At 74.8% G+C, this 25,837-nt stretch carries 26 protein-coding genes; 9 read left to right on the top strand and 17 right to left on the bottom strand.

Annotated features, from left to right (window positions below; all coding sequences use genetic code 11):
- Positions 1-70: 70 nt before the first annotated feature.
- From AC1UE5_RS05080 to AC1UE5_RS05040, 9 genes are all read right to left on the bottom strand, one after another.
- Positions 71-1,507 carry a sigma-70 family RNA polymerase sigma factor gene (locus tag AC1UE5_RS05080; RefSeq protein ID WP_482920992.1) on the bottom strand — a complete coding sequence of 479 codons (1,437 nt, stop codon included), beginning with the start codon at positions 1,505-1,507 and terminating at the stop codon, positions 71-73.
- The gene (locus AC1UE5_RS05075; RefSeq protein WP_482920991.1) at positions 1,507-1,944 is read right to left on the bottom strand and encodes a hypothetical protein; all 438 of its coding nucleotides are present in this window, start codon (positions 1,942-1,944) and stop codon (positions 1,507-1,509) included. Before AC1UE5_RS05075 ends, AC1UE5_RS05080 begins: the two co-directional genes overlap by 1 nt.
- A 43-nt stretch (positions 1,945-1,987) precedes the next feature.
- A complete protein-coding gene (locus AC1UE5_RS05070; RefSeq protein ID WP_482920990.1) occupies positions 1,988-2,695 on the bottom strand; it encodes a hypothetical protein in 708 nt (235 codons plus the stop codon).
- Between the two features lie 78 nt (positions 2,696-2,773).
- Complete coding sequence (locus AC1UE5_RS05065; RefSeq protein WP_482920989.1) at positions 2,774-3,760, bottom strand: lytic transglycosylase; 987 nt, start codon at positions 3,758-3,760, stop codon at positions 2,774-2,776.
- Positions 3,761-3,929: 169 nt separating this feature from the next.
- Positions 3,930-4,820 (bottom strand): FkbM family methyltransferase, encoded by an 891-nt coding sequence (locus AC1UE5_RS05060; protein ID WP_482920988.1) that lies wholly within the window; start codon positions 4,818-4,820, stop codon positions 3,930-3,932.
- 27 nt (positions 4,821-4,847) lie between these two features.
- On the bottom strand, positions 4,848-5,732 hold the full coding sequence (gene panB, locus AC1UE5_RS05055) for a 3-methyl-2-oxobutanoate hydroxymethyltransferase (protein WP_482920987.1): 885 nt from the start codon (positions 5,730-5,732) through the stop codon (positions 4,848-4,850).
- A 16-nt stretch (positions 5,733-5,748) separates the two neighbouring features.
- Entirely contained in the window at positions 5,749-6,132 is a 384-nt protein-coding gene (gene panD / locus AC1UE5_RS05050) for an aspartate 1-decarboxylase (RefSeq protein WP_482920986.1), read from the bottom strand.
- Positions 6,133-6,981: a pantoate--beta-alanine ligase gene (gene panC, locus AC1UE5_RS05045; protein WP_482920985.1), complete on the bottom strand. Its 849-nt coding sequence runs from the start codon at positions 6,979-6,981 to the stop codon at positions 6,133-6,135.
- Positions 6,978-7,676, bottom strand: coding sequence for a DUF2520 domain-containing protein (locus AC1UE5_RS05040; protein ID WP_482920984.1), 699 nt, complete (start codon positions 7,674-7,676; stop codon positions 6,978-6,980). Before AC1UE5_RS05040 ends, panC begins: the two co-directional genes overlap by 4 nt.
- Positions 7,677-7,807: 131 nt before the next feature.
- Between AC1UE5_RS05040 and AC1UE5_RS05035 the strand changes: the two genes are divergently transcribed.
- Positions 7,808-8,620, top strand: coding sequence for a uracil-DNA glycosylase (locus tag AC1UE5_RS05035; RefSeq protein WP_482920983.1), 813 nt, complete (start codon positions 7,808-7,810; stop codon positions 8,618-8,620).
- A 125-nt stretch (positions 8,621-8,745) separates the two neighbouring features.
- Here the strand turns inward: AC1UE5_RS05035 and AC1UE5_RS05030 are convergent, their stop codons facing one another.
- Genes AC1UE5_RS05030 through AC1UE5_RS05020 form a run of 3 tightly spaced genes read right to left on the bottom strand, consistent with a single transcriptional unit; the run spans position 8,746 to position 11,527 of the window.
- Positions 8,746-9,714: a TIGR03557 family F420-dependent LLM class oxidoreductase gene (locus tag AC1UE5_RS05030; protein WP_482920982.1), complete on the bottom strand. Its 969-nt coding sequence runs from the start codon at positions 9,712-9,714 to the stop codon at positions 8,746-8,748.
- Complete coding sequence (locus AC1UE5_RS05025; protein WP_482920981.1) at positions 9,711-10,520, bottom strand: glycosyltransferase family 2 protein; 810 nt, start codon at positions 10,518-10,520, stop codon at positions 9,711-9,713. Before AC1UE5_RS05025 ends, AC1UE5_RS05030 begins: the two co-directional genes overlap by 4 nt.
- The gene (locus tag AC1UE5_RS05020; RefSeq protein WP_482920980.1) at positions 10,517-11,527 is read right to left on the bottom strand and encodes a glycosyltransferase family 4 protein; all 1,011 of its coding nucleotides are present in this window, start codon (positions 11,525-11,527) and stop codon (positions 10,517-10,519) included. Before AC1UE5_RS05020 ends, AC1UE5_RS05025 begins: the two co-directional genes overlap by 4 nt.
- A gap of 146 nt (positions 11,528-11,673) precedes the next feature.
- On the opposite strand from AC1UE5_RS05020, the gene AC1UE5_RS05015 reads away from it, so the two are divergent.
- Entirely contained in the window at positions 11,674-12,615 is a 942-nt protein-coding gene (locus tag AC1UE5_RS05015; protein ID WP_482920979.1) for a glycosyltransferase family 4 protein, read from the top strand.
- Positions 12,612-13,442, top strand: a complete 831-nt coding sequence (locus AC1UE5_RS05010) for an ATP-grasp domain-containing protein (protein ID WP_482920978.1) — start codon at positions 12,612-12,614, stop codon at positions 13,440-13,442. Before AC1UE5_RS05015 ends, AC1UE5_RS05010 begins: the two co-directional genes overlap by 4 nt.
- Here the strand turns inward: AC1UE5_RS05010 and AC1UE5_RS05005 are convergent.
- Positions 13,408-14,493: a glycoside hydrolase 5 family protein gene (locus AC1UE5_RS05005; RefSeq protein WP_482920977.1), complete on the bottom strand. Its 1,086-nt coding sequence runs from the start codon at positions 14,491-14,493 to the stop codon at positions 13,408-13,410. The two genes, AC1UE5_RS05010 and AC1UE5_RS05005, sit on opposite strands and share 35 nt — an antisense overlap.
- Before the next feature lie 33 nt (positions 14,494-14,526).
- Here AC1UE5_RS05005 and AC1UE5_RS05000 point away from each other — a divergent pair, with 33 nt between their 5' ends.
- From AC1UE5_RS05000 to AC1UE5_RS04990, 3 genes are read left to right on the top strand one after another with little or no spacing between them, the layout of a single operon-like run.
- Entirely contained in the window at positions 14,527-15,672 is a 1,146-nt protein-coding gene (locus AC1UE5_RS05000) for a glycosyltransferase (RefSeq protein WP_482920976.1), read from the top strand.
- 12 nt (positions 15,673-15,684) lie between these two features.
- A complete protein-coding gene (locus tag AC1UE5_RS04995) occupies positions 15,685-16,662 on the top strand; it encodes a glycosyltransferase family 2 protein (protein WP_482920975.1) in 978 nt (325 codons plus the stop codon).
- Positions 16,659-18,197: a hypothetical protein gene (locus AC1UE5_RS04990; protein ID WP_482920974.1), complete on the top strand. Its 1,539-nt coding sequence runs from the start codon at positions 16,659-16,661 to the stop codon at positions 18,195-18,197. The genes AC1UE5_RS04995 and AC1UE5_RS04990 overlap by 4 nt, the downstream gene beginning before the upstream one ends.
- On the opposite strand, the gene AC1UE5_RS04985 is transcribed toward AC1UE5_RS04990, so the two are convergent.
- The 3 genes from AC1UE5_RS04985 to AC1UE5_RS04975 all read right to left on the bottom strand — a co-directional run bounded on the left by AC1UE5_RS04985 (position 18,166) and on the right by AC1UE5_RS04975 (position 20,769).
- Positions 18,166-19,485 carry an FtsX-like permease family protein gene (locus AC1UE5_RS04985; RefSeq protein ID WP_482920973.1) on the bottom strand — a complete coding sequence of 440 codons (1,320 nt, stop codon included), beginning with the start codon at positions 19,483-19,485 and terminating at the stop codon, positions 18,166-18,168. The two genes, AC1UE5_RS04990 and AC1UE5_RS04985, sit on opposite strands and share 32 nt — an antisense overlap.
- Positions 19,486-19,488: 3 nt before the next feature.
- Positions 19,489-20,262, bottom strand: coding sequence for an ABC transporter ATP-binding protein (locus AC1UE5_RS04980; RefSeq protein ID WP_482920972.1), 774 nt, complete (start codon positions 20,260-20,262; stop codon positions 19,489-19,491).
- 147 nt (positions 20,263-20,409) lie between these two features.
- On the bottom strand, positions 20,410-20,769 hold the full coding sequence (locus AC1UE5_RS04975; RefSeq protein ID WP_482920971.1) for a YybH family protein: 360 nt from the start codon (positions 20,767-20,769) through the stop codon (positions 20,410-20,412).
- Positions 20,770-20,837: 68 nt separating this feature from the next.
- On the opposite strand from AC1UE5_RS04975, the gene AC1UE5_RS04970 reads away from it, so the two are divergent.
- A complete protein-coding gene (locus AC1UE5_RS04970) occupies positions 20,838-21,740 on the top strand; it encodes a LysR family transcriptional regulator (protein ID WP_482920970.1) in 903 nt (300 codons plus the stop codon).
- Positions 21,741-21,936: 196 nt separating this feature from the next.
- Here AC1UE5_RS04970 and AC1UE5_RS04965 read toward each other — a convergent pair whose 3' ends face one another.
- Entirely contained in the window at positions 21,937-22,857 is a 921-nt protein-coding gene (locus tag AC1UE5_RS04965; protein WP_482920969.1) for a GNAT family N-acetyltransferase, read from the bottom strand.
- A 163-nt stretch (positions 22,858-23,020) separates the two neighbouring features.
- On the opposite strand from AC1UE5_RS04965, the gene AC1UE5_RS04960 reads away from it, so the two are divergent.
- Positions 23,021-24,157, top strand: a complete 1,137-nt coding sequence (locus AC1UE5_RS04960) for a hypothetical protein (protein WP_482920968.1) — start codon at positions 23,021-23,023, stop codon at positions 24,155-24,157.
- Positions 24,158-24,195: 38 nt separating this feature from the next.
- On the top strand, positions 24,196-25,734 hold the full coding sequence (locus tag AC1UE5_RS04955) for an oligosaccharide flippase family protein (RefSeq protein WP_482920967.1): 1,539 nt from the start codon (positions 24,196-24,198) through the stop codon (positions 25,732-25,734).
- Positions 25,735-25,837: the final 103 nt, after the last annotated feature.

The raw sequence follows: 25,837 nt of genomic DNA, 5'->3' as shown, positions 1-25,837 counted from the left end.
CACCCATCGTGTGCCGCCCGGTGACGGACCACATCGGCGGAACCCCTGGTGGCGTCGCGCGCGGCCCGGATCAGCAGAGCGCGCTCGACCGCACCCAGCCGCGGACGCCCGCGTCGGTCTTGATGCGCCACCACCGGCGGTTCGCCGTGCGGCGCAGCTTCGTGACCGGCTGGCCGCGGAAGACCGTGCCGACGACGAGGCCATCGGGCGTCTCGAACAGGTAGGAGCGGCGCGCGCAGACGCGGTCGACCCGCGCGCCCGCGGCGAAGAAGACGGGGGAGGCGAGGAGCGAGCCGACGGCGTTCGGGCGCTTGCAGACCGCGCCGACCGTCAGGGATCCGCCGACCGCCGCGGCCGGGGCGCGCTCGAACACGACCCGCGCGCGGGCGGTCGAGCCGACGACCGTCGACGGCGCGAAGCCGTGCCCGACGTTGGCGCCCCGATGCGGCAGCATCCCCGCGACCCGCGTCCCGGCCGGGCACGCGAGCACGACCGGCGCCGTGCGCTCCGCGACCCGCACCGTCCGCCGCACGACCGCGGTCCCCGGCGGGAGCTTGTCGCCGGCGTAGACGACGCCGCCGAAGAAGATCGGGCTGCGGATCGTCGCCGGTGCGGGCTCGCCGGGGAGCGTCACGTGCGTCACGCCATAGACCGCACCGCCCGCCACCGCCGCGGTCGCGACGCCGACGCCCGCGGCCTTCGCCACGCTCGTCCCGAACGCCCCCTTCAGCGCCGCGGCGAGGCCGAGCACGAGGGGGAACGGCGACAGCGCACGCAGCCCGCTCCGCATCCCGCCCAGCGCGCTGCGGTACGCGCGGCACTCGCCGCACGTGGCCAGATGCCGGTACGCGTGCGCCGACGCCCGCCGCCGCCCGTCGTGCGCGCGCAGCAGGTCGCGCCGCACGAGCGCGCAGCTCTCGTCCCGCGCGGTCGCGGCCTTGACGAGGTTCTCCCGCGCGCGGTTGACCAGCTTCTTCGACGCGGGCACGGTGATGCCCAGCTCCGCGGCCAGCTGCTCGTGGCTCTGCCCGTCGAGCTCGCGCCGCAGCAGCACCTCGCGCTGACGCGCCGGCAGCGCCGCGATGTCCGCGACGACCTCGCGCAGCGCCAGGCGCCGCGCGGTCACCTCCACCGGATCCGCCCCGGCCGCGACCGGCTCGGCCGCCTCGTGCAGCGCCACCGCGTCGCCCGAGCCGCGCCGCGCGCGCAGCTCATCCAGGCACCGGTTGCGCACGAGCCGGTACAGCCACGGCTTGAGCTCCATCGGCCGGTCGTCGCGCAGCAGCGCCTGGTGCGCGCGGACGAACACGTCCTGGACCGCGTCCTCGGCCGCCGCGCCCGAGCCGAGCAGGCGCGCGGCGTACCGCTCGAGCGCCGCCCGGTACCGGGCGTGCACCGCGGCGAACGCCAGCTCGTCGCCGCGGCGGATGCGCGCGACCAGCTCGGCGTCGTCGCCGGCCGGCCGCCGTCGCCCGCGCAGCAGGGGTGTCGAGAGCGCCGCGGCCATCAGCTGACGGGGCGGCAGAGGACGTAGCCGCGGCCGCGGGCGGCGCGCTGCTCGTCCCGGGCCTGGGGCGAGGGGAAGACGGTGAGCACGATGGCGTTCTGGAGGCGGTAGCGGCGCTGGGAGCGGGGGACGAGGAACCCGATGTCGGACGGGTCGTTGAGGCCGAGCGTGCGGACGCGGAGGCGGCCGGGGCAGGTGAACGTCACCGACGTCTCGCGCTCGCCCGCCGCCAGCTCGATCGACCGGCGCACCAGCACCCACCTGCGCGGGATCGGCGCGCCCCGGCGGTAGCCGCCGGGCAGGTCGACCGGGAAGGTCCGCGGCGCGCGCAGCTCGGCCTGGGGCGAGACGGTCGCGGCGGACGCGGACCCGGGCGCCGCCGCCGCGGGGAGGGCCACGGCGGCGGCGGTGAGGGCGAGGAGGAGAGGACGGTGCACCGACCCGCTAACGCGGCGCGGGGGCGAAGGTGACGCTTCTAGCTCACTTCCGGCCGACGCGCTTGACCTTCGCGCCCTTGTGCTTGCCCATCGCCATCCGCGCGGTCGCGACCGACCCGCTGTCCAGCAGCTCGCTGACCTCGTGCGTGTCGGTCTGCGTGAAGGCGCCGTTCGGGTGCGCGGTCTGGCGCGCGTAGAGCACGTAGGTCTCGGCGTCCACGGTGGCGGTGGTGCGGCCGTTCGGCTCGTCGCTCTTCCACTTGCCCGGGACCGACTCGACCTGGAGCGCGCGGCGGCCGTTCACTGTCGTCTCGCCGATGACGCGGGTGATGCCCTGCTCGATGTAGGCCTTCTGGACGGCGGCCTCGAACGCGAACGTCGTCCACGGCGGCCGGCTCAGGCCGCGCTCCTTGATGATCGTGACGCGCCCCTCCTCGGCGTCGTAGACGCGCGACTCGCCCGGCGCGTACGTCAGCTCGCGCAGCACCTTGCCGGTGGCGACGTCGGTGACGACGGTGCGGGCGCGCGTGCGGGTCATCCAGCGCTCCTGGCGCTCGTGGCGCGGGATGGCGCGGGAGCCCTCCACCTTGACGATCGTGACGGTGTGCTCGACCTTGCCGGGCGGGACGAGGAACGCTGGGTCGGTGGGCAGCGGGAGGTTCCGCACCGGCGTTTGCGCCGAGGCGGAGGTCGCCGTTACGGCGAGCGCCAGGACGGCGAGCACCGCGGCGAGGAGGGAGGGGAGGGACATGCGGTTCATGCCCCTCCCAACGCACCCCTCCCAAGGGGGTCCCGGACTATCCGGGCGATGTGTCCGCCGAAGGTCGCGTCAGCCGCCGAAGCGGCTGCGCAGCGCCATCACGTTGTCGACGTACTGGCGCGTCTCGGGCAGCATCCCGATCTTCCGCACGCTCGCCAGGCCCTGGTAGTAGCCGGCCGCGGCGGTGACGGGGTCGCCGCCGGTCTCCTTCAGCAGCTGCGCGAGGTAGAGCGTCCCGGCGTGGACGTTGTCCTCGGCGCTCGACGGGTCGAGCTGCCGCGACGCGAGGTTGCGCTGCACCCAGTCCCACGTGCCCGGCATGACCTGCATGACGCCGCGCGCGTTGGCGGACGAGACCATCGCGTTGTTGAAGCCGCTCTCCTGCCAGCCGATCGCGGCGGCGAGCGCGCCGTCGACGCCGTTCTGCGCGGCGACGCGGTGGATGTCCGACGAGGTCACGCGGCCGGGCGTGGCGGCGGGGCCCTGCGCGTCGGCGGGCGGGTTGGCCTGCGCCAGCGTGGTGCCGGACGCCTGCTCCTGCTGCACCGGCGCGGACGCGGGCGGGAGCTTGATCGTCGTGCCGGCGACGAGGTAGCCGTTCACGTCCAGGCCGTTGACGCCCGCGACCTGCTCGGGGCGCACACCGGCGCGGGCGGCGAGGGACGAGAACGTGTCGCCCGGCTGCACCCGGTAGGCGCCGGCGGGCGGGGGACCGGACTGCGCGGCGGGCTGGGCAGCGGTCTGCTCGGCGGCGGGCTGCGACGCGGGCGCGGCGGTCGTGGAGCCGTTGGGCTGCGGCGCGCCGTTGGCGATCGCCTCGTTGACCTTGGGCAGCGCCTCGGCGTGGCTCGGGACCATGATCGTCGAGCCGAGCACGACGCTCGACTCGGCGGACAGGCCGTTGTAAGCCGCGAGGGCGCCCGTGTACAGGTTGTTCGCCGCCGCGATGGACCAGAGCGTCTCACCGGGCTGGACGACGTGGGGAACAGCGGCGCTCGCCTGCGCCGGCAGGGCACAGACGCACACGAGCGCAGCCGTGACGAGAGATCGACGCATGCCCCGACCGTGCCCCGAAGGGACGTCCGACGCAACGTCAGGAGCCTGATTCCGGAGACCCGCACGGCCGCTTGCGTGGTGCAAACGACCGTGCAGATCGAAGAACCCGGAGTCAGGTGCGCCGGTGTGTCGAGCACGAGTGCGCCAGGTTCCAGCGGCAGTCGCGGGCTCAGCCCAGCGCCCGCCAGCCGCGTGCGCGCAATCGCCCCAGTGCCTCGGCCGTCTCGCGGGTGGCCAGGTAGTTCGGGCCGGGCCAGCCGGGCGGCGCGCTCGCCTCGGTCGCGGGCAGCACGCGGAGACCGAACGGCGACGGCCGCAGCGCGTAGATCGTCATGCCGTGCTCCTCGAGGAAGGTCATCGGCGGCGTCGGGTGGGTCCCGTGGTCCTCGAAGACGACGTACCGGACGCGTCCTTCGCTCAGCATGCGCTGCGCGCCCTGGAGCACCGACAGCTCGTGGCCCTCGACGTCGATCTTCAGCACGGCGACGTGGCCGTCGCCGATCACGTCGTCAAGGCGCGCGAGCTCGACGTCGAAGTCGTCGGCCTGCCCGTCGTCGTTCCTCGCACGGAGGCTGGCGAGACCCATGTTGTGGCGGTCTTCGGCGGTGATCACCGAGAGCCGGCCGGTGCCCGGCTCGCCCGACAGCGCGACGCGGTGCGCCTCGAGCGAGGCCGCACCGGCCTGCCTGCGCCACTCGTCGACGTTCCGCTCGAGGACCGCGAAGATCTCGGGGTACGGCTCGAACGCCAGCACGCGCCCGCGACTGCCCACCCGGGCGGCCATCAGGCCGGTGACGTACCCGACGTTCGCACCGACGTCGACGGCGGTGTCGCCGTCGTCGAGCAGGCGGTGGAGGGCCTCGCTGACCGGGAGGTCGAAGACCCCGGTCTCGTCGATCGCACGTCCGATCCCGTCCCGCAGCACCCACATCCCGTCGCTCCACGGAACCGCGACGCGCATCACGGATCCGGCGTCCCCGTCGTCGTCCTTCCGCCGCAGGCGCCGTGCGAGCGCCCGCGGCCGGAAGACGTATTCGGGGCGGATGAGCCGTTCGAGCATGCGGCGCACCCTATATGGACTGGGTCGTCAAGTGGAGCGGAAGCGCTCGAGCTCCTCCGGCGGCATCGTGTACCCGTGCTCGGGGCCGGGGAACCGGCGCTCGCGCACGTCCGCGGCGTACGCGGCGACGCCCGCGGTCATCTCGTCGAGCAGGTCCGCGTAGCGCTTGACGAACTTCGCCCCGCGCCCGTGGCGGATGCCGAGCAGGTCGTGGAACACGAGGACCTGGCCGTCGGTCGACGGGCCGGCGCCGATGCCGATCACCGGGATCTGCATCTTCGGCATGATCGCCTCGGCCACCGCGGACGGGATCGCCTCGAAGACGACCGAGAAGCAGCCGGCCTCCTGGAGCGCCTCGGCCTCGCGGGCGACGCGGAGCGCCGCGTCGGCGTTGCGGCCCTGCGCGCGGTAGCCGCCGAGCGCGGTCGCCGTCTGCGGCGTCAGGCCGACGTGGCCCATCACCGGGATGCCGGCGTTGACGATCGCCCGGGCGCGCGCGACCGACGTCGGGCCGCCGCCCTCGAGCTTGACCGCGTCGCAGCCGGCCTCCTTGACGAACCGCATCGCGGTCGCGACCGCCTGCTCGTCGCTGATCTCGTAGGAGCCGAACGGCAGGTCGCCCACGAGGAACGGGACGGAGAGCCCGCGCCGGACGGCCTTGGCCAGGATGAGGAGCTCGTCGAGCGTGACCGGGACCGTGGAGTCGTAGCCGAGCACGGTCATCGCGCCGCTGTCGCCCACGAGCACCATGTCGACGTTCGCGGCGTCGGCCGCGAGCGCGCTCGGGTAGTCGTACGCGGTCACCATGACCAGCGGCTCGCCGAGCGCCTTCTTCTCGGAGAGCCGCGGCAGCGTCATCGGGATGCGCGACGCGTCGTTGGGCAGCTGCAGGTTGTGCGGGAAGGTGGACATGCCTTCTTCCAATGACCTAGTGGGTGAGGAGCGTCGCGACCTGATCGTCGGCCGCGATGATCCCGTTGTCCGCGTCGACGTGGACGACGCGGGGCTCGTAGTGCTCCATCTCCTCGCGGGAGTACCCGGCGTAGGAGATGACGATGATCGTGTCGCCGCGGTGGACCAGGCGCGCGGCAGCGCCGTTGACCTTCATCTCGCCGGAACCTCGCTCCCCGGCGATGGTGTAGGTCTCGAACCGGGCGCCGTTGTCGACGTCGACGACGTGCACCTGCTCGTGCTCGAGGATGTCGGCCGCTTCCAGCAGGTCGGGATCGATCGTGATCGAGCCGACGTAGTGCAGGTCGCAGTCCGTCACCGTCGCGCGGTGGATCTTGGACTTGAGCATCGTCCTCTGCATTCACGTGCTCCCATTGACGTGGATGAGGGTGTTGTCGATGAGTCGCGTGCTGCCGAGTCGCGCGGCGACGGCCACCAGGACAGGGCCGTCGAGGGCGGCTACGGGCACGAGGGTCTCCGGGTCGACGAGCTCGAGGTACTCGGGCTCGACGTCGAAGGGGATCATCGCCTCGCGCGCGCGGCGCTCGATGGCGCGCGCGTCGCGTTCCCCCTGGGCCGCCGCCTGCGTCGCTGCCGTGAGCGCCGCGTGCAGGGCGAGCGCACGGGGGCGCTCGTCGGGGGTGAGGCGGATGTTGCGGGAGGAGAGTGCGAGGCCGTCGGGCTCGCGGACGGTGGGGACGGTCTCGATCCGCACCGGGATGTCGAGGTCGGTGACGAACCGGCGGATGACCGCGGCCTGCTGGGCGTCCTTCTGGCCGAAGAACGCCACGTCCGGGCCGACCATGTTGAGGAGCTTGGTGACGACCGTCGCGACGCCGTCGAAGTGCGCCGCGCCCCGGATCTCGCCCTCCAGGCGCTCCGTCACCCCGCGCACCGACACCGTGGTCGCGAAGCCCTTCGGGTACACCTCGTCGACCGCCGGCGCGAAGAGGAGGTCCGTTCCCGCGCCCTCCGCCAGCTCGGCGTCGCGCTCCTCCGTCCGCGGGTAGGCCGCGAGGTCCGACGCCTCGTTGAACTGGGTGGGGTTGACGAACAGGCTCATCACCACCGTCGCGCACTGCTCGCGCGCCGCCCTGACCAGCGCCAGGTGGCCGTCGTGGAGCGCGCCCATCGTGGGGACGAGCCCGATAGGCCCCTCGCTCGCGTGCACCGCGGCGCGCACCTCCGCGACCGTCCGGACGATCCTCATGCCGTCACCAGCCCGCGCGTCTGCGCCGTGAGCGCGTCCCACAGCTCCAGCGCGTCCGGCGTGCGCTCCTGCACCGCCGCCCGCTGCCGCTGGACCGTCGCCTCGTCGCCGCGGGCGATCGGCCCGGTGAGTGCGGCCTTCGGGCCGAGCGCGGCCCAGTTCTCCACGGTCTGACGGACCAGCGGGACCAGAACAGAACGATCCGTTCCGTCCGGGAGCAGGCGCTCGGCCGCCGCCTGGAGGGTGAGGAGGTAGTTCGACGCGGCGCTGGCGGCGGCGTGGTAGGCGGCGCGGTCGTCGTCGGCGACGGTGAAGGGCGTCATGCCGACCGCCTCGGCGATCGTGCGCGCGAGCGTCTCCGCCCGCGGCGTGCTGCCCGCGACCGCCGCGCCGGCACCAGCGAAGCGCGTGCTTTCGCCCGTGACGGTCATCAGCGGGTGCACCGAGAAGGCCTCGTGGGGGGCGAGAGGGGCGAGGGTCGTCGCGCCGGAGCAGTGGCCGACGAGGCGGCCGGAGGCGACGTGCGCCGCGGCGGACGCGATCTCCCCGTCAGGGACGCACAGCAGGACGACCGGCGCGCCCGCCCCGTCGGAACCTCGTCCGTGGGGGCCGGAGACGCGGTCGCCCGCGGCGCGCAGCGCCTGGGACAGGGCACGGCCCATGCGGCCGTCACCGATGATGGCGATCTCGATCAACTCTGCGGGTCCGGTCCACTGTGGGTACCGGCCTCTGGAAGGTGACTCCTCCGTCATCGTACCTCGGAATCCTCGGAGCGTGCGGCAAGGGTGCCCCGGCCGTCCGTCCAGGCGCCTAGGATCGGTCCTCGATGCAGCTCTCCGCCGCCGAGCGACGCGAGAACCTGAAGTCCGAGCTGTTCGCGTGCCGGGACTGCACGCGCTGCCCGCAGCTCGCCTCCACGCGTACGACCGTCGTGTTCGGCGCGGGCAACGCGAACGCGGACCTGATGTTCGTGGGCGAGGCCCCGGGCGCGAACGAGGATCGCGAGGGGCTGCCCTTCGTCGGGCAGGCCGGGCAGCTGCTCAACCGGCTGCTGGGCGAGGTCGGGTTGCTGCGCGAGGACGTGTTCATCGCGAACTGCCTGAAGTGCCGGCCGCCGGGCAACCGCGACCCGCAGCCGGGGGAGATCGAGAACTGCTCCGGCTGGCTGCTGCGGCAGATCGAGCTGATCGAGCCGAAGGTGATCTGCACGCTCGGGAACTTTGCGACGAAGCTCCTGCGCGGCGACCAGACCGGCATCACGCGCGTGCACGGGCAGGACGAGGTGCGGGTGATCGGGCGGCGCGCGGTGCGGCTGATGCCGATGTACCACCCGGCCGCGGCGCTCTACACGGCGTCGATGCTCGACACGCTGCGGGCCGACTTCGCGCGGATCCCCGAGCTGCTCGCGCTCCCGCACCCCGAGCAGCCGGTCGCGCCGGACGAGCCGGACGTCGAGCCGATCCCCGAGCTCGACCCGGAGGCCGCGGCGCTCGCGCTGCTCGCCGAGCACGTGGCCGACCAGGCCGCGGTGTCGTCCGGCGACGACCCGCAGCCCGCTGCCGGCTCCGATGTGCCCGCCGCGCCGGAGGCCGAGGCCGAGGCGGAGCTGCCGCCGCCGGATCAGATGGCGCTCTTCTAGGGCGTCGTCCAGATCGCCGCCCGAAGTGCTTCAGCTCCGCGACGGGGCCCGGCCCCGGGACCCCGTCAACCGGCACCGTCGGGTGGGCGTGCGCGCGCAGGAGCTGCTGACCGATGGCGGTCGCCTCACGCCGCGTGACGAAGCGCGGGCAGGACGTGCTCGCCGTAGCGGCGGATCGAGCCGACGGGGTCCGCGCCGATCACCTGCAGGCAGATCACCGTCGCGCCCGCGCCCTCCATCTCGCGGATACGCGCGATCTGCTCGTCCGCGTCCGCGCCGATCAGGAAGCCCTCCTTCGCGAACTCCTCGTCGCTGATCTCCGCGTCGGCCTTGGCCAGCATGTCGGCGGGGTCGGGGATCTCGTCGGTGTAGACGTCGTCGAGCTGCGTCGCCTTCCACATCCGCGCGCCCTCGATCGCCTCCTGCTCGTCGGTGCCGAGCGAGAAGCCGGCCTGCAGGATGATCTCGCCGGTGCCGCCGGCCGAGCGGTACGCCTCGATGATCTCCGGCGCCTGCTCGGGGTCGCCGAGCGTCCACAGCCCGTCGCCCCACCGCGCCGCGACCTTCGCCGCCTGCGGGCCGAACGCGCTGACGTAGAGCTTGGGCCGTCCTGCAGCGCGCGTGTAGAGCTTGGCGTCCTTCAGGCGGAACCAGCCGCCGTCCATCGACACGGTCTCGCCGTCCCACAGCCGCCGGATCGCCTCCAGCCCGCGGTCGAGCCGCTCGATCTGCTCGCCGACCGGCGGCCAGTCGGCGCCGAGCGGCACCTCGTTCACCGACTCGCCCGACCCGGCGCCGAGGAACACCCGCCCGGGATAGAGCTCCTCCAGCGCCATCCACGCCTGCGCGATCACGCCCGGGTGGTAGTGGTGCACGACCGGCGTGACGCTCGTGCCGATCGGCTTCGTCGTCTGCTGGCCGATCGCCGCCAGCGTCACCCACGCCTGCGTGCCCTTGCCCTCGGGCCACCAGGGCGCGAAGTGGTCGGACGCGGCGAGCGCGTCGAAACCCGCGCGCTCGGCCTCCTGCGCGTGCGCGAGCATCTCGGACGGCAGGAACTGCTCGGTGGAGCCGGCGAACCAGAACTGGGTCATGCCCTCCGCGCTACCCGGAGCGCGCGAAGCTGCTCGCGCGCCCGTCGCGAGCGCACCCCGGCCCGCAGGAACGTCAGGGCCTGCGCGGCGTCGTCGCGCCGGCGCGCGCCGGCGCCGAGCCGCGCCGCCACGACCTCCCGCCGTCGCTCCGCCTCGAGCGACAGCCGCTCGTCGCCCGTCGAATGGCCGCCGACGTGACGGAGCGCGACGTCGGGGTGCAGCTCGCACCGCTCGGCCCTCAAGCAGAGGTCGAGGTCCTCGTAGAACATGAACGCGTGCGGGTCGAACGGGCCGAGCGCCCGGAGCGTCTCGGTGCGCGCGACGACCGCGGCGGCGATCGCCCAGCCCACGACGCGGGTCGCGGTCGCCCGGTACGGCTGCGGCGCGATGCGGGCCGGGAGGACCGCCCGCGCGATCTCGCTCCACGTGCCCGGCCGCGGGTGCGCGGAGTCCTGGATCGTGCCGTCGGGGTTGAGCAGACGCGGGAACAGAAGCGTGCCGGCCGTCGCCCGCTCGGCCAGCCGCAGCAGCCCGTCGTCGAGCAGCTCGACGTCGGGGTTGAGGAGCGCGGTCACCTCGGCGTCGACGTGCTCCAGCCCGGCGTTGTTGGCCGGCCCGAAGCCGGGGTTGTCGGGCCGGTGGACGACCGTGCAGCCGCGGTCGGCGGCCAGTTCGGGGCCGCCGTCGGTGGAGCCGGTGTCGACGGCGACGACCGCGATCTGCCCGGGCGTGTGGGCGTCGATCGAGTCGAGCAGCCGCTCGAGGTGCGGCCTGGAGTCGTGGAGGACGGTGACGGCGGCGATCACCGCGCGGCCTCCGCGAGCACGGCGTGGAGGGCGGCGGCCGCGCGCTCCCAGGTGAACGTGGCGGCGCGCTGCCGGGCGGGCTCGGGGTCGAGGTCGGTCACGCCCACGAGGGCCCGCGCCCACGCGTCGACGTCGCCCGGCGGAACGCGGAGCGCCGTGTCGCCGAGCGTCTCGGCGAACACGGGCAGGTCGGAGACCACCGCGGGCGTGCCGTGGAGCGCCGCCTCCAGCGGCGGGAGGCCGAAGCCCTCCAGGCGGCTCGGCATGGCGAGCGCGAGCGCCCGCTCATACAGCGGACCGGTGGCGGCGACCCGGCCGAGCACGTGGACGCCCGCGCGTCCGCGCAGCGCGTCGGCCAGCCGGCCGTCGCCCGCGAGCACGAGCTCGGCGTCGAGGTCGTGGTCGCGGCGCGCGCGGGCGAACGCGTCGGCGAGGAGCAGCAGGTCCTTGCGGGGCTCGAGCGCCCCGACGTGGAGCACGAACCGCTCCGGCAGCCCGGGCGGGAGCGTGCCGTCGTCGCTGACGTCCCGGACGCCGGGGTGGATGACGTGGACGCGCGCCGGGTCGAGCCGCGGCCACGTCCTGAGCGCGACGTCGCGTGTGGCGTGCGAGACGCAGACGACCGCCGCCGCGCGGCGCGCCAACCGCTCCACGCGTGCGGCGGCGTGCCACGCGCGCTCGTACCGCGTGAAGTCCTGCGGGCGCTCGATCCACGTGAGGTCGTGGAGCGTGAGGACGTACGGCACGTCCGGGCTGACGGCCACCGGCGCGGGGGCGGGGAGCCAGACGACGTCCGCGCCGCCCACGAGCCGCTCGAGCCGCGGCCGGCCCGTGAGCGCCGCGGCCCCGAACACCACGCGGCCGGGGGCACGGTGGCGGATGAGACTCAGGCCCCCGCCGTCCGATCCCGCCGCGCCGTCGCCGCCGGGCGTCGCCACCGGGTCCGTTCCGGGGACGAAGGCGCGCCACTCGTCGCGCGGGTACCTCGCTGCCAGGGCGGCGAGCATCCCCCGGGTATGGTGCGTCACCCCGCGGCCGGCCGCCAGAGCACGCGCGTCCACGCCGACGATCAATGGCCTGGAGTCCTGTCCTCATCAACGCGCGCGCGGCGTCGCGGCCCGAGCTGGGCGGGGTCGAGCGCTGGGCGCGCGAGATGGTCGTGCGCCTGCCGCAGATCGACCCGTTCCGCTACGCCGTCGCCCGACCGCCGGCGCGGTTCGTGCACCGCGCGGGGCACGCATGGGAGCAGGGCGTGCTGCCGGCCGTCGCGCTGCGCCGGCGCGCGCCCGTGCTGTTCAGCCCCGCCAACCTCGCGCCGCTCGCGTTCCCGCGCAACGTGGTCGTCATCCACGACGCCGCCGCGCTGCGCGAGCCGCAGTGGTACTCGCGGCTCTACGTGGCCTGGCAACGGGCGATCCTGCCCGCCCTCGCGAAGCGGGCTCTGCATGTCGTCACAGTCTCCCAGTTCAGCCGCAGCGAGCTGATCGACCTCCTCGGCGTGGACCCGGCCCGCATCACCGTGGTGCCGGGCGGCGTCGACGAGCGCTTCCGGCCCGACGTCGAGCCCGCGCGGCGCGAGCGGCCGTACGTCCTCACCGTCGCGAGCCGGACCGCGCGCAAGAACCTCGCTGCGCTCGACGAGACCGCCCGCCGGCTCGCCGCCGACGGGATGGAGCTGCTGGTCGCCGGCGGCGACCGTCCGCAGTTCCGTGACGGTTCGTCCGCCGTTCCTGGTCTGACGTTCCTGGGTCATGTCGATGACGACGCGCTTCCTGGCCTGTACGCGGGGGCGGAGGCGTTCGTGCTGCCGTCGGTGTACGAGGGGTTCGGGCTCACGGCGCTCGAAGCTATGGCATGCGGGACACCGACCGTGGTGGCCGATCGAACAGCGCTCCCGGAGGTCGTCGGCGACGCCGGAATCCTCGTGAACCCCGATGAACCCTGGGAGATCGCGGACGCCGTGACCCGGGCGATGGGGGACCCGGAGCTCGGCCGGAAGGGCGCGGCGCGCGCGATTCGTTACAGCTGGTCCGCAACTGCGTCGCAGATCGACGCACTTCTGTCACACCTCGTTCGCTTGAGTGTCGATCCGTGACACCGCCAAGACTCGTTCTCGCCACCGCCGCCGCGTACCCGGAGCTCGATCCCGACTCCGCGCTCCTGCTGCCCGCGTTCACCGACCTCGGCGTGGACGCGCGCCCGGCCATCTGGTCCGACCCCGACGTCGACTGGTCCGCGTGCGACGCGCTCGTCGTGCGTTCGGTGTGGGACTACTTCGACCGCTCGGAGGAGTTCCTGGCCTGGGTCGACCGGGCGAGCGCCGCGGCGCCGCGGTTCCTCAACCCACCGGACGTCGTGCGATGGAACGCGCACAAGTCGTACCTCGGCTCGCTGGGTGAGCGCGGCGTCCCCGTGGTCGACACGGTGTACGTGCCGCAGGGCGAGCGGGCGACCGTCCCGTTCGACGCCGCCGTGGTCAAGCCGGCGGTCTCCGGCGGGTCGGTCGGGCTGCGTCAGGCGGCCGGCGGCGAGGAGGTCGAGGCGGAGGTGGACCTGCTGGTGCAGCCCCTGCTCGCGTCGATCCGGACGGAGGGCGAGCTGTCGCTCCTGTACGCCGCCGGGGAGCTGTCGCACATGGTGCGCAAGGTGCCGGCGCGCGGCGACATCCGCTCGCAGCCGGAGTTCGGCAGCGAGGTCGTCGCAGAGCAGGCGCCCCGCGAGGCGCAGGAGGTGGCGCGCGCCGTGCTCGACGCGGTCGGGCAGGAGCTGCCGTACGCGCGCGTGGACCTCGTGCGGGCGGACGACGGCACGCTGCGGCTGATCGAGCTGGAGGTGATCGAGCCGCAGCTGTACCTGGCGTGGGACGAAGGCTCGCCCCGCCGCTTCGCTACCGCGATCGCAGCCGCTTCACGGTCTGCTTGAACGCGGAGTAGGCGGGTTTGTTGACCGCCTTGCCGCCGCTGAGCTTCCGGAGCCCCGAGTAGGAGAACGACTCGTCGTCGCCGACCTGCGGGGAGAGCCACGTGTACCACCAGACGCCGTCGATCCGCAGCCGCGTGCGCGCCTCGGCGAGGGCGGTGAGGGCCTCGCGGACCTTCGCCGCCTGCCCCGACTCCGTCGTCTCCCACCCGTAGTTGAAGGAGGACTTGCCCTTGCCGGACGACCAGCTCACCTCGGTCAGCATCAGCGGGACCTTCGCGTCGCCGCGGCGCCGCATCTCCTTGCGGGCGAGCTCGACGATCTTCACGACGTTCTCCACACGGCGGCTGAACGGGTGGATGGCGGCGGCGTCGAAGAGCCCGCGGGCGCCGGCGTCGTACAGCAGGCCGAGGTCCTCCCAGCTGCGGTTGGTCAGCCCGGCGGCGACGACCTGCGCGCCCGGGTCGGCGGCCTTGATCGCGTCGCGTCCGGCGCGGAGGAGGCTCACGTACGTGGGCGCCCACGGCTCGCCGGACCAGTACCGGTCGATGTCGGGCTCGTTCCACACCTGCCACTGCCGGACCGGGACCTTGCGCGCCGCGCCGCGCTCGGCCCAGTACGTGCCGCTCGGGCCGTACCGCTGGACGGCGGCGGTGACGAAGGCCGCGTACGCCGCGTTGTCCGGGACCGCGCCCTCCGCGGTGTCCCCGCCGGTCGCCCACGCGGGGGCGCGGACGAGGATGGGCAGCACGGCGATGCCCTGGTCGGCCGCCGCGTCGACGATGCGGTCCTCGCGCGAGAAGTCCGGAGCCTGACCTTGCACCGGCTGGATGTCTCGCCAGTAGAACGCGACGCGGATCGTGCCGACACCGGCCCCGCGCATGAGCTTGGTCTCCTGCGGAAGGACGGCGTCCTGGCCCTCCGTGAGCGGGCCGTCGGCCATCACGCCGAAGAAGCTCGACGGTACGGCGGCGTGTGTGATGGCGGGCGCGGCGAACGCGAACGCAGCGAGGGCGAGCAGCGTGCTCACGAGAAGGCGGTGGGCCGTGGTCATGAAGGCCGGAGCGTGGCATAGACTCGCGCCGCCATGGAACGTCGCGTCGCGCTCATCCACGACTTCCTCCTGGACATCCGGGGGGCCGAGCGCGTGTTCGCGGCGCTCTGCGCGCTGTATCCCGACGCCGACATCTTCACGGCGGTCTACGACGAGAAGGGCACCGAAGGCTGGTTCGCGCATCGCAACGTGAACACGTCGTCGCTCCAGCGGTTGCGGCCGACCGCGCGCACGTTCCGTGCGCTGCTCCCGCTCTACCCCACGGCGATGGAGGCGCTCGACCTGTCGGGCTACGACGTCGTCGTGTCGAGCTCCAGCGCGTGGGCCCACGGCGTGCTCGTCGACCCCGAGGCCGTGCACGTCAGCTACTGCCACAACCCCTTCCGGTACGCGTGGAACGCGCGCAACGAGACGCTCCAGGGCCGCGACCCGCTCACGCGCGCCGCGCTCGCCGCGATCCTCAAGCGCTGGCGGATGTGGGACTTCGTCGCGGCCCAGCGGGTCGACCGCTACGTCGCCAACTCGGAGACGACCCGGCGGCGCATCGCGCGCTACTTCGATCGCGAGGCGAGCGTGCTGTACCCGCCGGTCGACACGTCGCGCTTCGCGCCGGCCAGCCGCGTCGGTGACGCGTACGTCGTGCTGTCGGAGCTGATGCCGCACAAGCGCATCGACGTCGCGGTCGAGGCGTTCAACCGGCTCGGGCTGCCGCTGGTCGTCGTGGGGAACGGGCCGGATGCGCGGCGGCTGCGCAAGCTCGCGGGCCCGTCGGTCACGTTCACCGGGCGCATCAGCGACGAGGAGGTCGCGACGCTGCTCGGCGAGGCTCGGGCGCTGGTCGTGACCGCGACCGAGGAGTTCGGCATCGCCGCCGTCGAGGCGCAGGCCGCGGGCCGGCCCGTCGTCGCGCTGCGCGAGGGCGGCGCACGCGAGACGGTCGTCGAGGGCGTCACCGGCACGTTCTACGAGGAGGCGCGTCCCGAGGCGCTCGCCGCGGCGGTCAAGCGGTTCGACGCGCTCGCCATCAACCCCGCGGCGTGCGTCCGCAACGCCCAGCGGTTCGACGTCGCGCAGTTCCGCGAGGGGATGGCCGCGAAGGTCGAGGAGGCGCTCGGGAGCGAGCGCGCCCCGCGCGAGCAGCGCCGCGGCCGCCCGCGCGGCCTCGCCCTCGCCTCCTGACCCGCCCGCACCGTGCGCGTCGCGGTCGTCGTGCCGAACTGGAACGGGTCGCGGTGGCTTCCCGCGCTGCTCGCGTCGCTCGACGCGCAGACGCGCCCGGCCGAGGCCGGCGTCGTGGTCGTCGACAACGGCTCGACGGACGGCTCGCTGGCGTGGCTCGCGCGCGAGCGGCCCGACGTGCACGTGCTGCCGCTCGGGCGCAACACCGGCTTCAGCGTCGCATGCAACCGCGGCATCGCGCACGCGGCGGTCGCGCTGGGGGCCGACGCGATCGCGCTCGTCAACACCGACGTGGAGCTGGCGCCGGACTGGCTGGCGCGGACGACCGCGCGGCTCGAGGGGGACCCGGGTCTCGCGGCGGTCGCGACGAAGATGCTCCTGATGGCGCCGGCCGGCGTGCTCGACGACGCCGGCGACGTCCTGCGCCGCGACGGGGTCGCCGAGCAGCGCGGGCACGGGCGCCCGGACGGGCCGCGGTTCGACGCTCCCGGCGAGGTGTTCAGCGCCTGCGCAGGCGCGGCGCTCTACCGGACGGCGGCGGTCACCGCGGTCGGCGGGTTCGACGAGCGGATGTTCGCCTACATCGAGGACGTCGACCTCGGCCTGCGGCTGCGCCTGGCGGGCTGGCGGTGCGCGTACGAGCCGGCGACCGCGTTGCACGCGCGGCACGGCTCGGACGGCGCGGAGGCGCGGCCGATCGACGCGCTGGTCGTCCGCCACACGCTGCTGCTCGTCGCGAAGGCGTTCCCGGTGCGGTGGCTGCCGCTCGTCGCGTACCGGCAGGCGGCGTGGGTGCGCGCCGCGGCGCGGGAGGGGCGCCTGCGCGCGCACCTGCGCGGCATCGCCTCCGCACTTCCGTTGCTGCCCGCCGCGCTGCTGCGCGACCGCCCGGCGCTGCGCCGCACCGCCGTCGTGCCGGTCGAGGAGGCCGTGCCGGCGCGGCCCTGGCGCGGGCCTGCCGCCGGCGGCCACCCGGAGTCGCCGGAATGATCGCGCGGCTCGATCGCCTCGCCCGGCCGCCGCTGCTGTTCGTCCTCGCCGCCGCGCTGTCGGCGATCACGATCTGGTGGGAGATCGGCCCGCACGACGAGGGCCTGATGCTCCAGGCCGCGCACCGGATCGCGGACGGGCAGCTGCCGTACCGCGACTTCTGGTGGAACTACGCGCCCGGGCAGCCGCTCCTGCTCGCGCCGTTCGACGCGCTCTTCGGCTCCTCGCTGGTGCCGTGGCGGATCGTCCGCGTGCTGGCGGACGCGACGGTGGCGGTGCTGGCGTTCGCGCTGGCGCGGCGGGAGGTGGGGTGGCGCGCGGAGGAGCGTGGCGCGGCGGTGGGGGCCGGCGCCGGGGAGGGTGGCGGTGGCGCGGCGGCGCGGCCCGCGTGGGTGGCGGGCCTGCCGTTGCTGGTGTGGCTGGCGGCGGCCGCGGCGATGGCGTTCCCGACCGGGCCGGGCCCGAACCCGATCGCGCTGGCGCTCGCGCTCACGGCGCTGCTCGTGGCGCCCCGGCGGGTCGTGCTCGCCGGCGTCCTCGCGGGCCTCGCCGCGGTGTTCCGGCTGGAGATCGGGGCCGCGGCGGCGCTCGGGGTCGTCCTGCTCGGGGCCCCACGCGCGCTGCCCGTCGCGGTCGCCACCGCCGCGGTCGGGTGGGCGCCGTTCTTCCTCGCGGCGCCGTCCGAGACGCTCGACCAGACGCTCGGGTTCCTCGGCATCCAGGACCTCCAGCGGCGCACGCTCCCGCTCGATCCGGCGGACACCGCCAAGTCGCCGGCGAAACTGCTCGAGCACTACACGCCCGCGCTGCTCGTCCTCGGGGCGGTGCTGTGGGGCGTGTGGGCGGCCGTCCGCAGGCCACCGCTGCGAGCCTGCGCGCTCGCGCCGCTCGGGCTCGTCGCGCTCGCCTACCTGCTCGGCCGCACCGACGAGTTCCACCTCGTGCCGCTCGCGGTCGTGCTCCCGCTCCTCCTCGCCGGCGCCGCCGCCCGCGAGCCCCACCGTGCCGCCCGCGCGGCGCTCGTCGCGATCATCGCGCTGACGGCGCTCCACGGCCTCGAGCGCAAGGCCGCGCAGATCAGCGGCCGGCCCGAGCTGGCGCGCGTGCCCGGGCCTGCCGGAGACGGGGTGAGGACGACGCCGGAGGAGGCCGAGGCGCTCGCGGGGGTGCAGCAGGCGGTGCGGGGCGACGAGACGCTCCTGGTCCTCCCGCCCCGCACGAGCCAGGTCACGGTCGGCAACCCGCTCCTCTACCGCCTCACGGGCACCGAGAACCCGACCCGCTACGACGTCATGCAGCCCGGCGTGGTCACCGAGCCAGACGTGCAGCGCGAGATGATCCGCGACCTCGACGCCGATCCGCCGCGCCACGTCGTCCGGTGGCTCGACCCGCGCACCGCGCCCGAGGACAACGCCGGGGGACGGCTGCGCGGCGCGATGCTCCTCGACGGCTGGGTGAGCCGCCACTACGGAGCGCCGCGCCGCTTCGGGACCTACGTCGTCCTCACGCGGCGGCCTGCACCGCCGGCGGGCTGAGCGCGCGCCGCGCCGCGCCCACCGACGAGGCCACCGTCAGCCCGCAGGCGGCGAGGACGACACCGCCGTAGATGACGACCGTCGCGCCCGGCAGGTCGCCGTCCGCCCGTGCGAGCGCGTACGGCACCACCGTTGCCAGCGAGCCGAGCACGCCGAACACGACGCCGGTCGCGGCGAGCACGACGCCCTCCAGCCGGATCATCCGCAGCAGCTCCTGCGGCGTGGCACCGATGAGCCGCTGCTGGCCCAGCTCGCGCCGCCGGTGCGCGATCGCCGCGGCCAGCCCGTTCACCAGCGTGATCCCCGCGAACACCGCGAGCATCCCGACGACCACGAAGTTCAGCGTCTGGACGTCCTGCGCCTCGCGGGTCGCCGTGCCGCCGGCGGTGTTCTCGATCACCTGCATCGCGATCGTCCCCGACGCGATGCCGGTGAACACGATGATCGGCATCAGCGCGCCGGCCATCTGGCGGGTGCGGCCGCGGACGTTCTGCGCGGTCAGCCAGCCGGGCGCGCCGCGCCGCTCGACCCCGCGGGCGAGCGCCACAGACACCTTCCGCACGAGCGCGGGCGCGAGGAGCGCGAGCCCGATCGAGGCCCAGATGCCGGCCTGGCCGGCGGTCTGCATCGCGTCGATGCCCTTGCCGTCGAACACGGTCGCGGTCACGGTGCCGCAGCTCACGCCGGCGGTCAGGAACAGGCCCGCCGCGAGCTTGCGGCCGCGGCCGAGCCGGGCGGCCTGCTCGACGGTCTCCGCACGCCGCGCCCGGCGCACCGCCGCGACGGCGGCGACCACCGACGCCACCACGGGCACGCCGATGCCGAGGGTGAACGCGGCGCCGCCGAACGCGCCGTCGACGTCACGCGCGAGCTGGCCCGAGTCGTGGAGCATGCCGACGAGCAGCGTGCTCCCCAGCCACCCGAGCGGGATCGCGCAGACGGCGGCGGTGAGCGCGACGAGCACGGCCTCGCCGACGACGAGCCGCGTGATCTGCGCGGGCGTCGCGCCCACGCGGCGCAGCAGCTCCATCTCGTCTTCGCGCTGGCGGACGGCCTGGGCGAGCGTGGAGGCGATGGAGAACGCGACCATGACGAGGCCCCAGCCGCCGACGACCGACGCCATCGTGACGAGCGTCTCCTCGTCGAGGGCGGAGACGCCGGGCCGCCCGGCGGTGTCGAGCAGCGACGCGAACGACATCACGATCGCCGCGCCGAGCAGCAGGATCACGAACGTCGCGGTGAACGCGCCGGAGCGGTGGCGCACGGAGCTGACGGCGAGCCGCAGCATCGCTCACGCCCCCAGCGCGATGGCGTCGCCGAGGCGCGTCATCTGGTGCGCGACCTTCTCGGCGGTCGGATCGGCGAGGTGTCCTGCGATGCGGCCGTCGGCGAGGAAGACGACGCGGTCCGCGTAGGAGGCGGCGACCGGGTCGTGGGTGACCATGACGACCGTCTGCCTGAGCTCGCGCACGGACGCGGAGAGCAGCTCGAGCACCTCACGGGCGCTGCGGGTGTCGAGCGCGCCGGTCGGCTCGTCGGCGAACACGACCGCCGGGTCGGTGACCAGGGCGCGGGCGAGCGCGACGCGCTGCTGCTGGCCGCCGGACAGCTCGGCGGGGCGGTGGTCGAGCCGGTCGGCGAGCCCGACGCGGTCGAGCAGCTCGACCGCCCGCGCGCGGTTCACCCGCCGCCCGGCGAGCCGCATCGGCAGCGTCACGTTCTGCAGCACCGTGAGGTTGGGGAGCAGGTTGAACTGCTGGAAGACGAACCCGACGCGCTGGCGGCGGAACTTCGTCAGGCGCGCCTCGCTCCCGCCCGCCAGCTCGACGCCGTCGATCGCGACGGTGCCGCCGGTCGGCTCGTCGAGCCCGGCGGCGCAGTGCAGCAGCGTCGACTTGCCGGAGCCCGACGGACCCATGATCGCGGTGAACGTGCCGGAGAGGAGCATCAGCGTCACGCCGTCCAGCGCCGTGACGGCGTGGCCGGTGCCGGGCGCGTAGACCTTCGTCACGTCGGTGAGCCGGACGGCCGCGGCGTGGCGCTCGGTGGTGGGATACGTGGACATGCCGGCAGCATCGGCCCGCGGGCCGCGCCGCACATTGGGGCGGGTTCCCGAGCGCGGGGGCGAGCGCCCCCGAGTGCGGGGTGGGGCTAGCCCCAGGATCGGCGGCGCGGCGCTGCTCACGACCCCGGCGCGCCGCGCCGGTGGCGGTCACCCGCCGGCGGCCTCCGGGCGATCGAGGATGCGCAGCCAGGTGCCGTCCGGCTGCCGCCGCGCGACCTGCGCGCGCCCGCCGGTGCCGTCCTTCGGCTTCGTCGCGGTCAGCGCGAGGTCGCCGTGGTAGAGCGTCGGCAGCGGCTCCTCGACCTCGAACCGCGGGGGCGGGTCGGCGCTGACCATCTGCGCGAGCAGCGCGCGGATGGCCGCGCGGCCGGTGGTGACGGAGCCGGGCGGGAGCCCGAGCACGGCGTCCTCCTCGTACAGCTCCGCGAGACCGTCGGCGTCGCGGGCGTTGGCGCGCTCGACGAACAGGCGCGCGAGGTCCTCTGGGGTCTTGGCCTTCTCGCTCATGCCTCCAGCGTCGCGCCCGGACTGAGAACCACAAGACCGATCGATGCTGCGATCTAGAATCAACGTTTATGGAGCTGCGTCAGCTCGAGTACTTCGTCGCCGTCGCCGAGGAGGCGAGCTTCACGCGCGCGGCGGCCCGCCTGCACGTCGCGCAGCCCGGCGTCAGCGCGCAGGTGGCCAAGCTCGAGTCCGAGCTGGGCCAGCGGCTGCTGAAGCGCACGACCCGGTCGGTGCGGCTGACCGACGTGGGGGAGTCGGTGCTCGCCCAGGCGCGGGCGGCGCTGGCAGGCGCGCAGGGCGTCCGCGACGCCGTCAGCGCCCACACCGGCCTGCTGCAAGGGCGCGTCGTCGTCGGGACCGTCCCGTCCTCCGGCGTCCGCGCGCTCCCCGACGCGCTCGCGACGTTCAACCGCGCGCACCCGGGCGTGGAGCTGCGCCTGCGTGAGGGGCGCGCCGACGCGCTGCTCGACGAGCTGGCGGCCGGTGGCCTCGACCTCGCGGTCGCGGGGGTGGCGGGTGACGCGGTGCCGCACGGCATCGCCACGCAGACCGTCATCGAGGACGACCTCACCGCGGCGGTCGGGCGTTCCCACCCGCTCGCGCGCGCCGGCCGCCGGACGATCACGCTGCACGAGCTGGCCGCGCTCCCGCTCGTCTGCCTCCCGCCGGGCAGCGGCATCCGGACGGCGCTCGACCGCGCGCTCGCCGCCGCCGGCCTGACCGCCACCGCCGCGCTCGAGGCGGGGGACCCGCTCGTCGTCGCCGACCTCGCCGCGCGAGGGCTCGGCGTCGCGGTGCTCCCGCAGAGCCTCGTCCGCAGCCGGCCCGAGGCGCTCCACCCGCTGCGCCTCCGCGGCGCCGGCCCGATCGGCGGGCGCGTCGTGCTCGCGTGGCGCGCCGACGCCGCCGCGCAGTCGCCTGCGGGCCGTGCGCTGGTCGAGCACGCGCGCGCCGCCCTGGCGACCGGGTGAGCGGTGAGCCCCAGCGGCGGTGGTCCTCCGGCGCGGTGCGGCAGAACTTCCCAACCGTCCCGCCGGCTCCGGCGACTGGGACGTTGTGCCGCGCTGCGCGGCCCAACCCACCACGTCTCGCGCGGCGCAACGACACGTGGGAAGTTGTGCCGGTGGGACGGCAGCTCGGTGGCGGCGCGGGCGAGGCGCGCGCGCCCTACGCGCCCGGCGGCTGGCTCCACCCGCGCGTGGTGCGCGCCAGCTCGACGAACCCGTGCTTGCGCAGGAAGGCCAGCTCGGCGGCCGCGCCCTCCTCCAGCGGGGCGACCTCGGTGCGCAGCAGGCGCGCGCCCGCGAGCCGCAGCCAGTCGGCCGCGTGGGCGAGGAGGTGCGTGCCGATGCCGCGGCGGCGGTGCTCCTCGGGCACGTGCAGCTCCCACACGTCGGCCCAGCCCGCCAGCCGCGAGCGTGTGCCGCCCATGGTCAGGTCCGCCGCGACCTCGACGTAGCCCGCCACGTCGACGCCGGGCAGCGACGCGACCCACCGCGTGCCGAAGCCCCCAAGCACGCGCTGGACGCGCAGGTCGGGCGGTGGCGGGGCGGTCGCCGCCGAGGGGAGCCCGGCGACGGGCGCGGCGAGCACCAGCTCGATCCGGTCGCCCGGCGCGAACCCCGCGCGCTGGAGCACCGTCCGCACGTGCGGCCACGAGTCCGGCACGCCGTACACGCCCGCGGCGGGCAGCGCCCCGTCGGCGTAGCGCCGCACGACGCCCCAGCGGCCGAGCTGCTCCAGCGCGGCGCTCGCCACCGCCGATCCGGCCTCGGCGAAGTCCGGCCAGCAGACGAGCCACCGGAGCTCGCCCGCGCCGCGGTAGTCGAGGCCGACGTCCGGCCCTGCGCCGTAGCGCAGCACGAGCGCCGCTGCGACCACCCGCGCGCGCACCACGCCGACCAGCGCCACTCGCTCGACGACCCACGGGTCGACGATCACCTCGTCCGGCTCGCGCTCGAGCTGCGAGAGCACCGCGTTCACCGACACGGACACGCCCGGCAGGACCGTCCCGATGTGGGCGTTGACGAGCTCGGTCAGCTGCTCGCGGTCGGCGCGGCGGAACGGACGGACTTCGATGGACGGCACGGCGGCCACCTCCTGCGGCGTTGCAGCGATGAAGAAGAGGCCGCCACCGGTGCGGTACGCGACGGGACGGTACCGGACTGATTCCCGTTGCGCACCGGTCGACGTCGGCACTCCTGATCAAGAAGCGCTATTGATCAGATATCACTTGTGATAGTCCGCAGTTGTGTTCAACATCCGCGCGCCTTCGATCAGGGCTTTCGAGCAGACAGGGGACGTCATGAGAAGCAGGGAGCGGAACGCGGCCTGGCGGGGGTCGGCGTGGCTGAGGGGCATCGCCAGTGTGGTTGCCGGGGCTGTCGTGGTGCTCGGATGGCCGACGTTCGCGGTGTCCCAAGGTGACCCGACCCCTCCTTCGCGTCCTCTCGGCCACCTTCCCGCACGGCCGCCGATCGCGACGACCAGCGACGGCCGGCAGGCGCGGCTCCCGCCCGGTGCGGAGGAGCTTGCCTCCGAGCGCACGGAGACGACGCGCACCTGGGAGCTCGACAACGGCGAGCGGCTCACCCGCTCCTACGCCGCACCGGTCAACTTCGAACGCGAGGGTCGACTCGTGCCGATCGATGCCGCCCTCGTTGCCTCTAGCGCTGCCGGAGTCGCCTTCCGCACCAAGCGCAATGCCGTGACGGCCGAGCTGCCCAAGGACACATCCGACCCCGTCCGCGTTCGTTCTCGCGGCCTCTCCCACGCCACGCTTGTGATGGCGGGAACCTCGGCGGCGGTGGCGCTGACCGCGGTTCCAGCAGGACTGCTGGCAACGACCCCCGCGGCGGGAGCCGCACCGCGGTGCGCGGTGACCCACGGGCGCGTGGCGCTCGCGACCGCAGAGGCCCGCGTGTTCCTGCGGCGGAACCGCCACGACGGGGACGACGTGTACGCGTGCCTCGTCGGGCGGCGGCCGCTGCTGGTCGGTGAGCGGACCGCGGAGCGCGCGGCCGCGAAGTTCCAGCTCGCCGGGCCGTTCCTCGCGTACCGGATCGCGAGCGGGTCGTCGCGCGGGGTGGGGTACGGCGTGGAGATCGTGGATCTGCGGCGGCGCGCGGTCGTCGCGGCGGCGCCGGCCGCGCGTGGGGAGACGTTCGTGCTCGGACGCGCCGGGGTGGCGCTGCTCGCGGGACCCGATCCGGCGGGGAGTGGGCAGACCGTCGTGCGCGCGCTGGACGCTGGCGCGCGCACGATCGACGAGAGCGTGCGCACGCTGGCGACGGGCGCCATTCCTGCGGGGAGCCTCGCGGTGAGCCACGACGGGCGCACCGGTGCCTGGACGGAGAACGGCGCGCCGCGGAGTGTGGCGCTGCGCTGACGTGCGCGGAACGGGTGCCATGCTCTGCGACCGATCGCATGGCCGACGCCCCGTCCCCGAGAGACCGGTTCACGTTCCCCCGCGCCCAGCTCCGCGGCCGCACCGTCCGCGGCGCGCTCGTCACCGCGGCGTTCCTGCTGCTCATCGACGGGCTCACCGTCGCGCAGGGGCTGGTCGTCACGCGGCTGCTCGGGCCGGAGCTGATCGGCCTCTACGGCATCGTCACGGTCACGACGATGACGATCATCGCCCTCAAGCGGGTGGGGATCGACGAGGAGTACGTCCGCCAGGACGAGGAGGGGCAGGAGGAGGAGTTCCAGCGCGCGTTCACGCTCGAGCTGGTGAGCGCGGCCGTGCTCGCGATCGCCCTCGTCGCGCTCGCGCCGCTCATCGCGGCGATCTACGGCGACGACCGCCTCACCGGCCTGATGGCCGCCATGGCGTACCTGCCGCTCGCGTTCGCGCTCCAGGCGCCGCTGTGGATCTTCTTCCGCCGCATGGAGTACGCGCGGATGCGCGCGCTGCAGGCGATCCAGCCGGTCGTGTCGTTCGGGATCACGATCGGGCTGGCCGCGAGCGACTTCGGCGTCTACAGCCTGATCGTCGGCCCGGCCGCCGGCTACGTCGTCGCCGTGGCGGTCGCGATCGCGCTGTCGCCCTACCGGCTGCGGCTGCGGTGGGACACGCGCACCGCGCGCCGCTACCTCGCGTTCTCGGCCCCGATCCTCGTCGCGACGCTCGCCACGCTCGTCGTGCAGCAGGGTCAGGTGCTCGCGTTCGACGTCGCCGAGAGCCTCACGTACGTCGGCTTCCTGACGCTCGCGCTGACGGTCACCCGCTACGTCGACCGCGCCGACCAGGTCGTCACCGCGACGATCTACCCGGCGATCGCGGCGATCCAGGGTCGCACGCGGACGCTGACCGAGCTGTTCGTCAAGTCCAACCGCGCGACGCTCCTGTGGGTCCTGCCGTTCAGCGCGGCGGTGATCCTCTTCGCCCCGGACCTCGTGACGTTCGTCGTGGGGGAGGAGTGGCGCGACGCGGAGCTGCTCATCCAGGGCCTCGCGGTCGCGGGCGTGCTGCAGCACCTCGGGTTCAACTGGTTCAGCTTCTACCGCGCGCACGGCGACACGCGGCCGCCGGCGGTCGAGGCGGTCGTGCACGCCGCGGCGTTCGTCGTGCTCGCGGTCGGCGGCCTGATCGCGGCGGGGCCGGAGGGGTTCGTCGCGGGCCGCATCGCGGCGGTCGCGGTCGCGCTGGTGGTGCGGCGGCGGTACATCGCCCGGATGCTGCCCGGCGTGCGGTGGCGGGAGGTCGTCGGGCCGGCGACGCTTGCGGTCGTCCCTGCGGTGGCCGCGGCGCTGGCCGTGCGGCTAGCGCTCTGGGGCGGTGAGCGGGAGCCGTGGCAGGCCGCGCTCGAGCTGCTCGTCCTCGCCGCCGTCTTCGCCGTGCTCGCGTTCCGCCGCGAGGCCGCGCTCCTGGCCGAGCTGCGGGGCAGCCTGCGCCAGCAGCACGCCGGCGAGCACGACGGCGACGAGCGTGAGGGCGGGAAGCTCCCAGTCCCAGTCGATGGCTGAGTGCGCGGCCCACGCCGCCAGCGCGGCGACCGGGCCGGCGGCGAGCGCGGGATCGCGCCGCACCACCTGACGCGCCGCGCCGATCACACCCGCGAAGAGGAGG

The sequence above is a fragment of the Parviterribacter multiflagellatus genome (assembly GCF_056863265.1).
The sequence above is the reverse complement of the archived record's forward strand: the minus strand, read 5'-3'. Positions and strand labels throughout refer to the sequence as shown.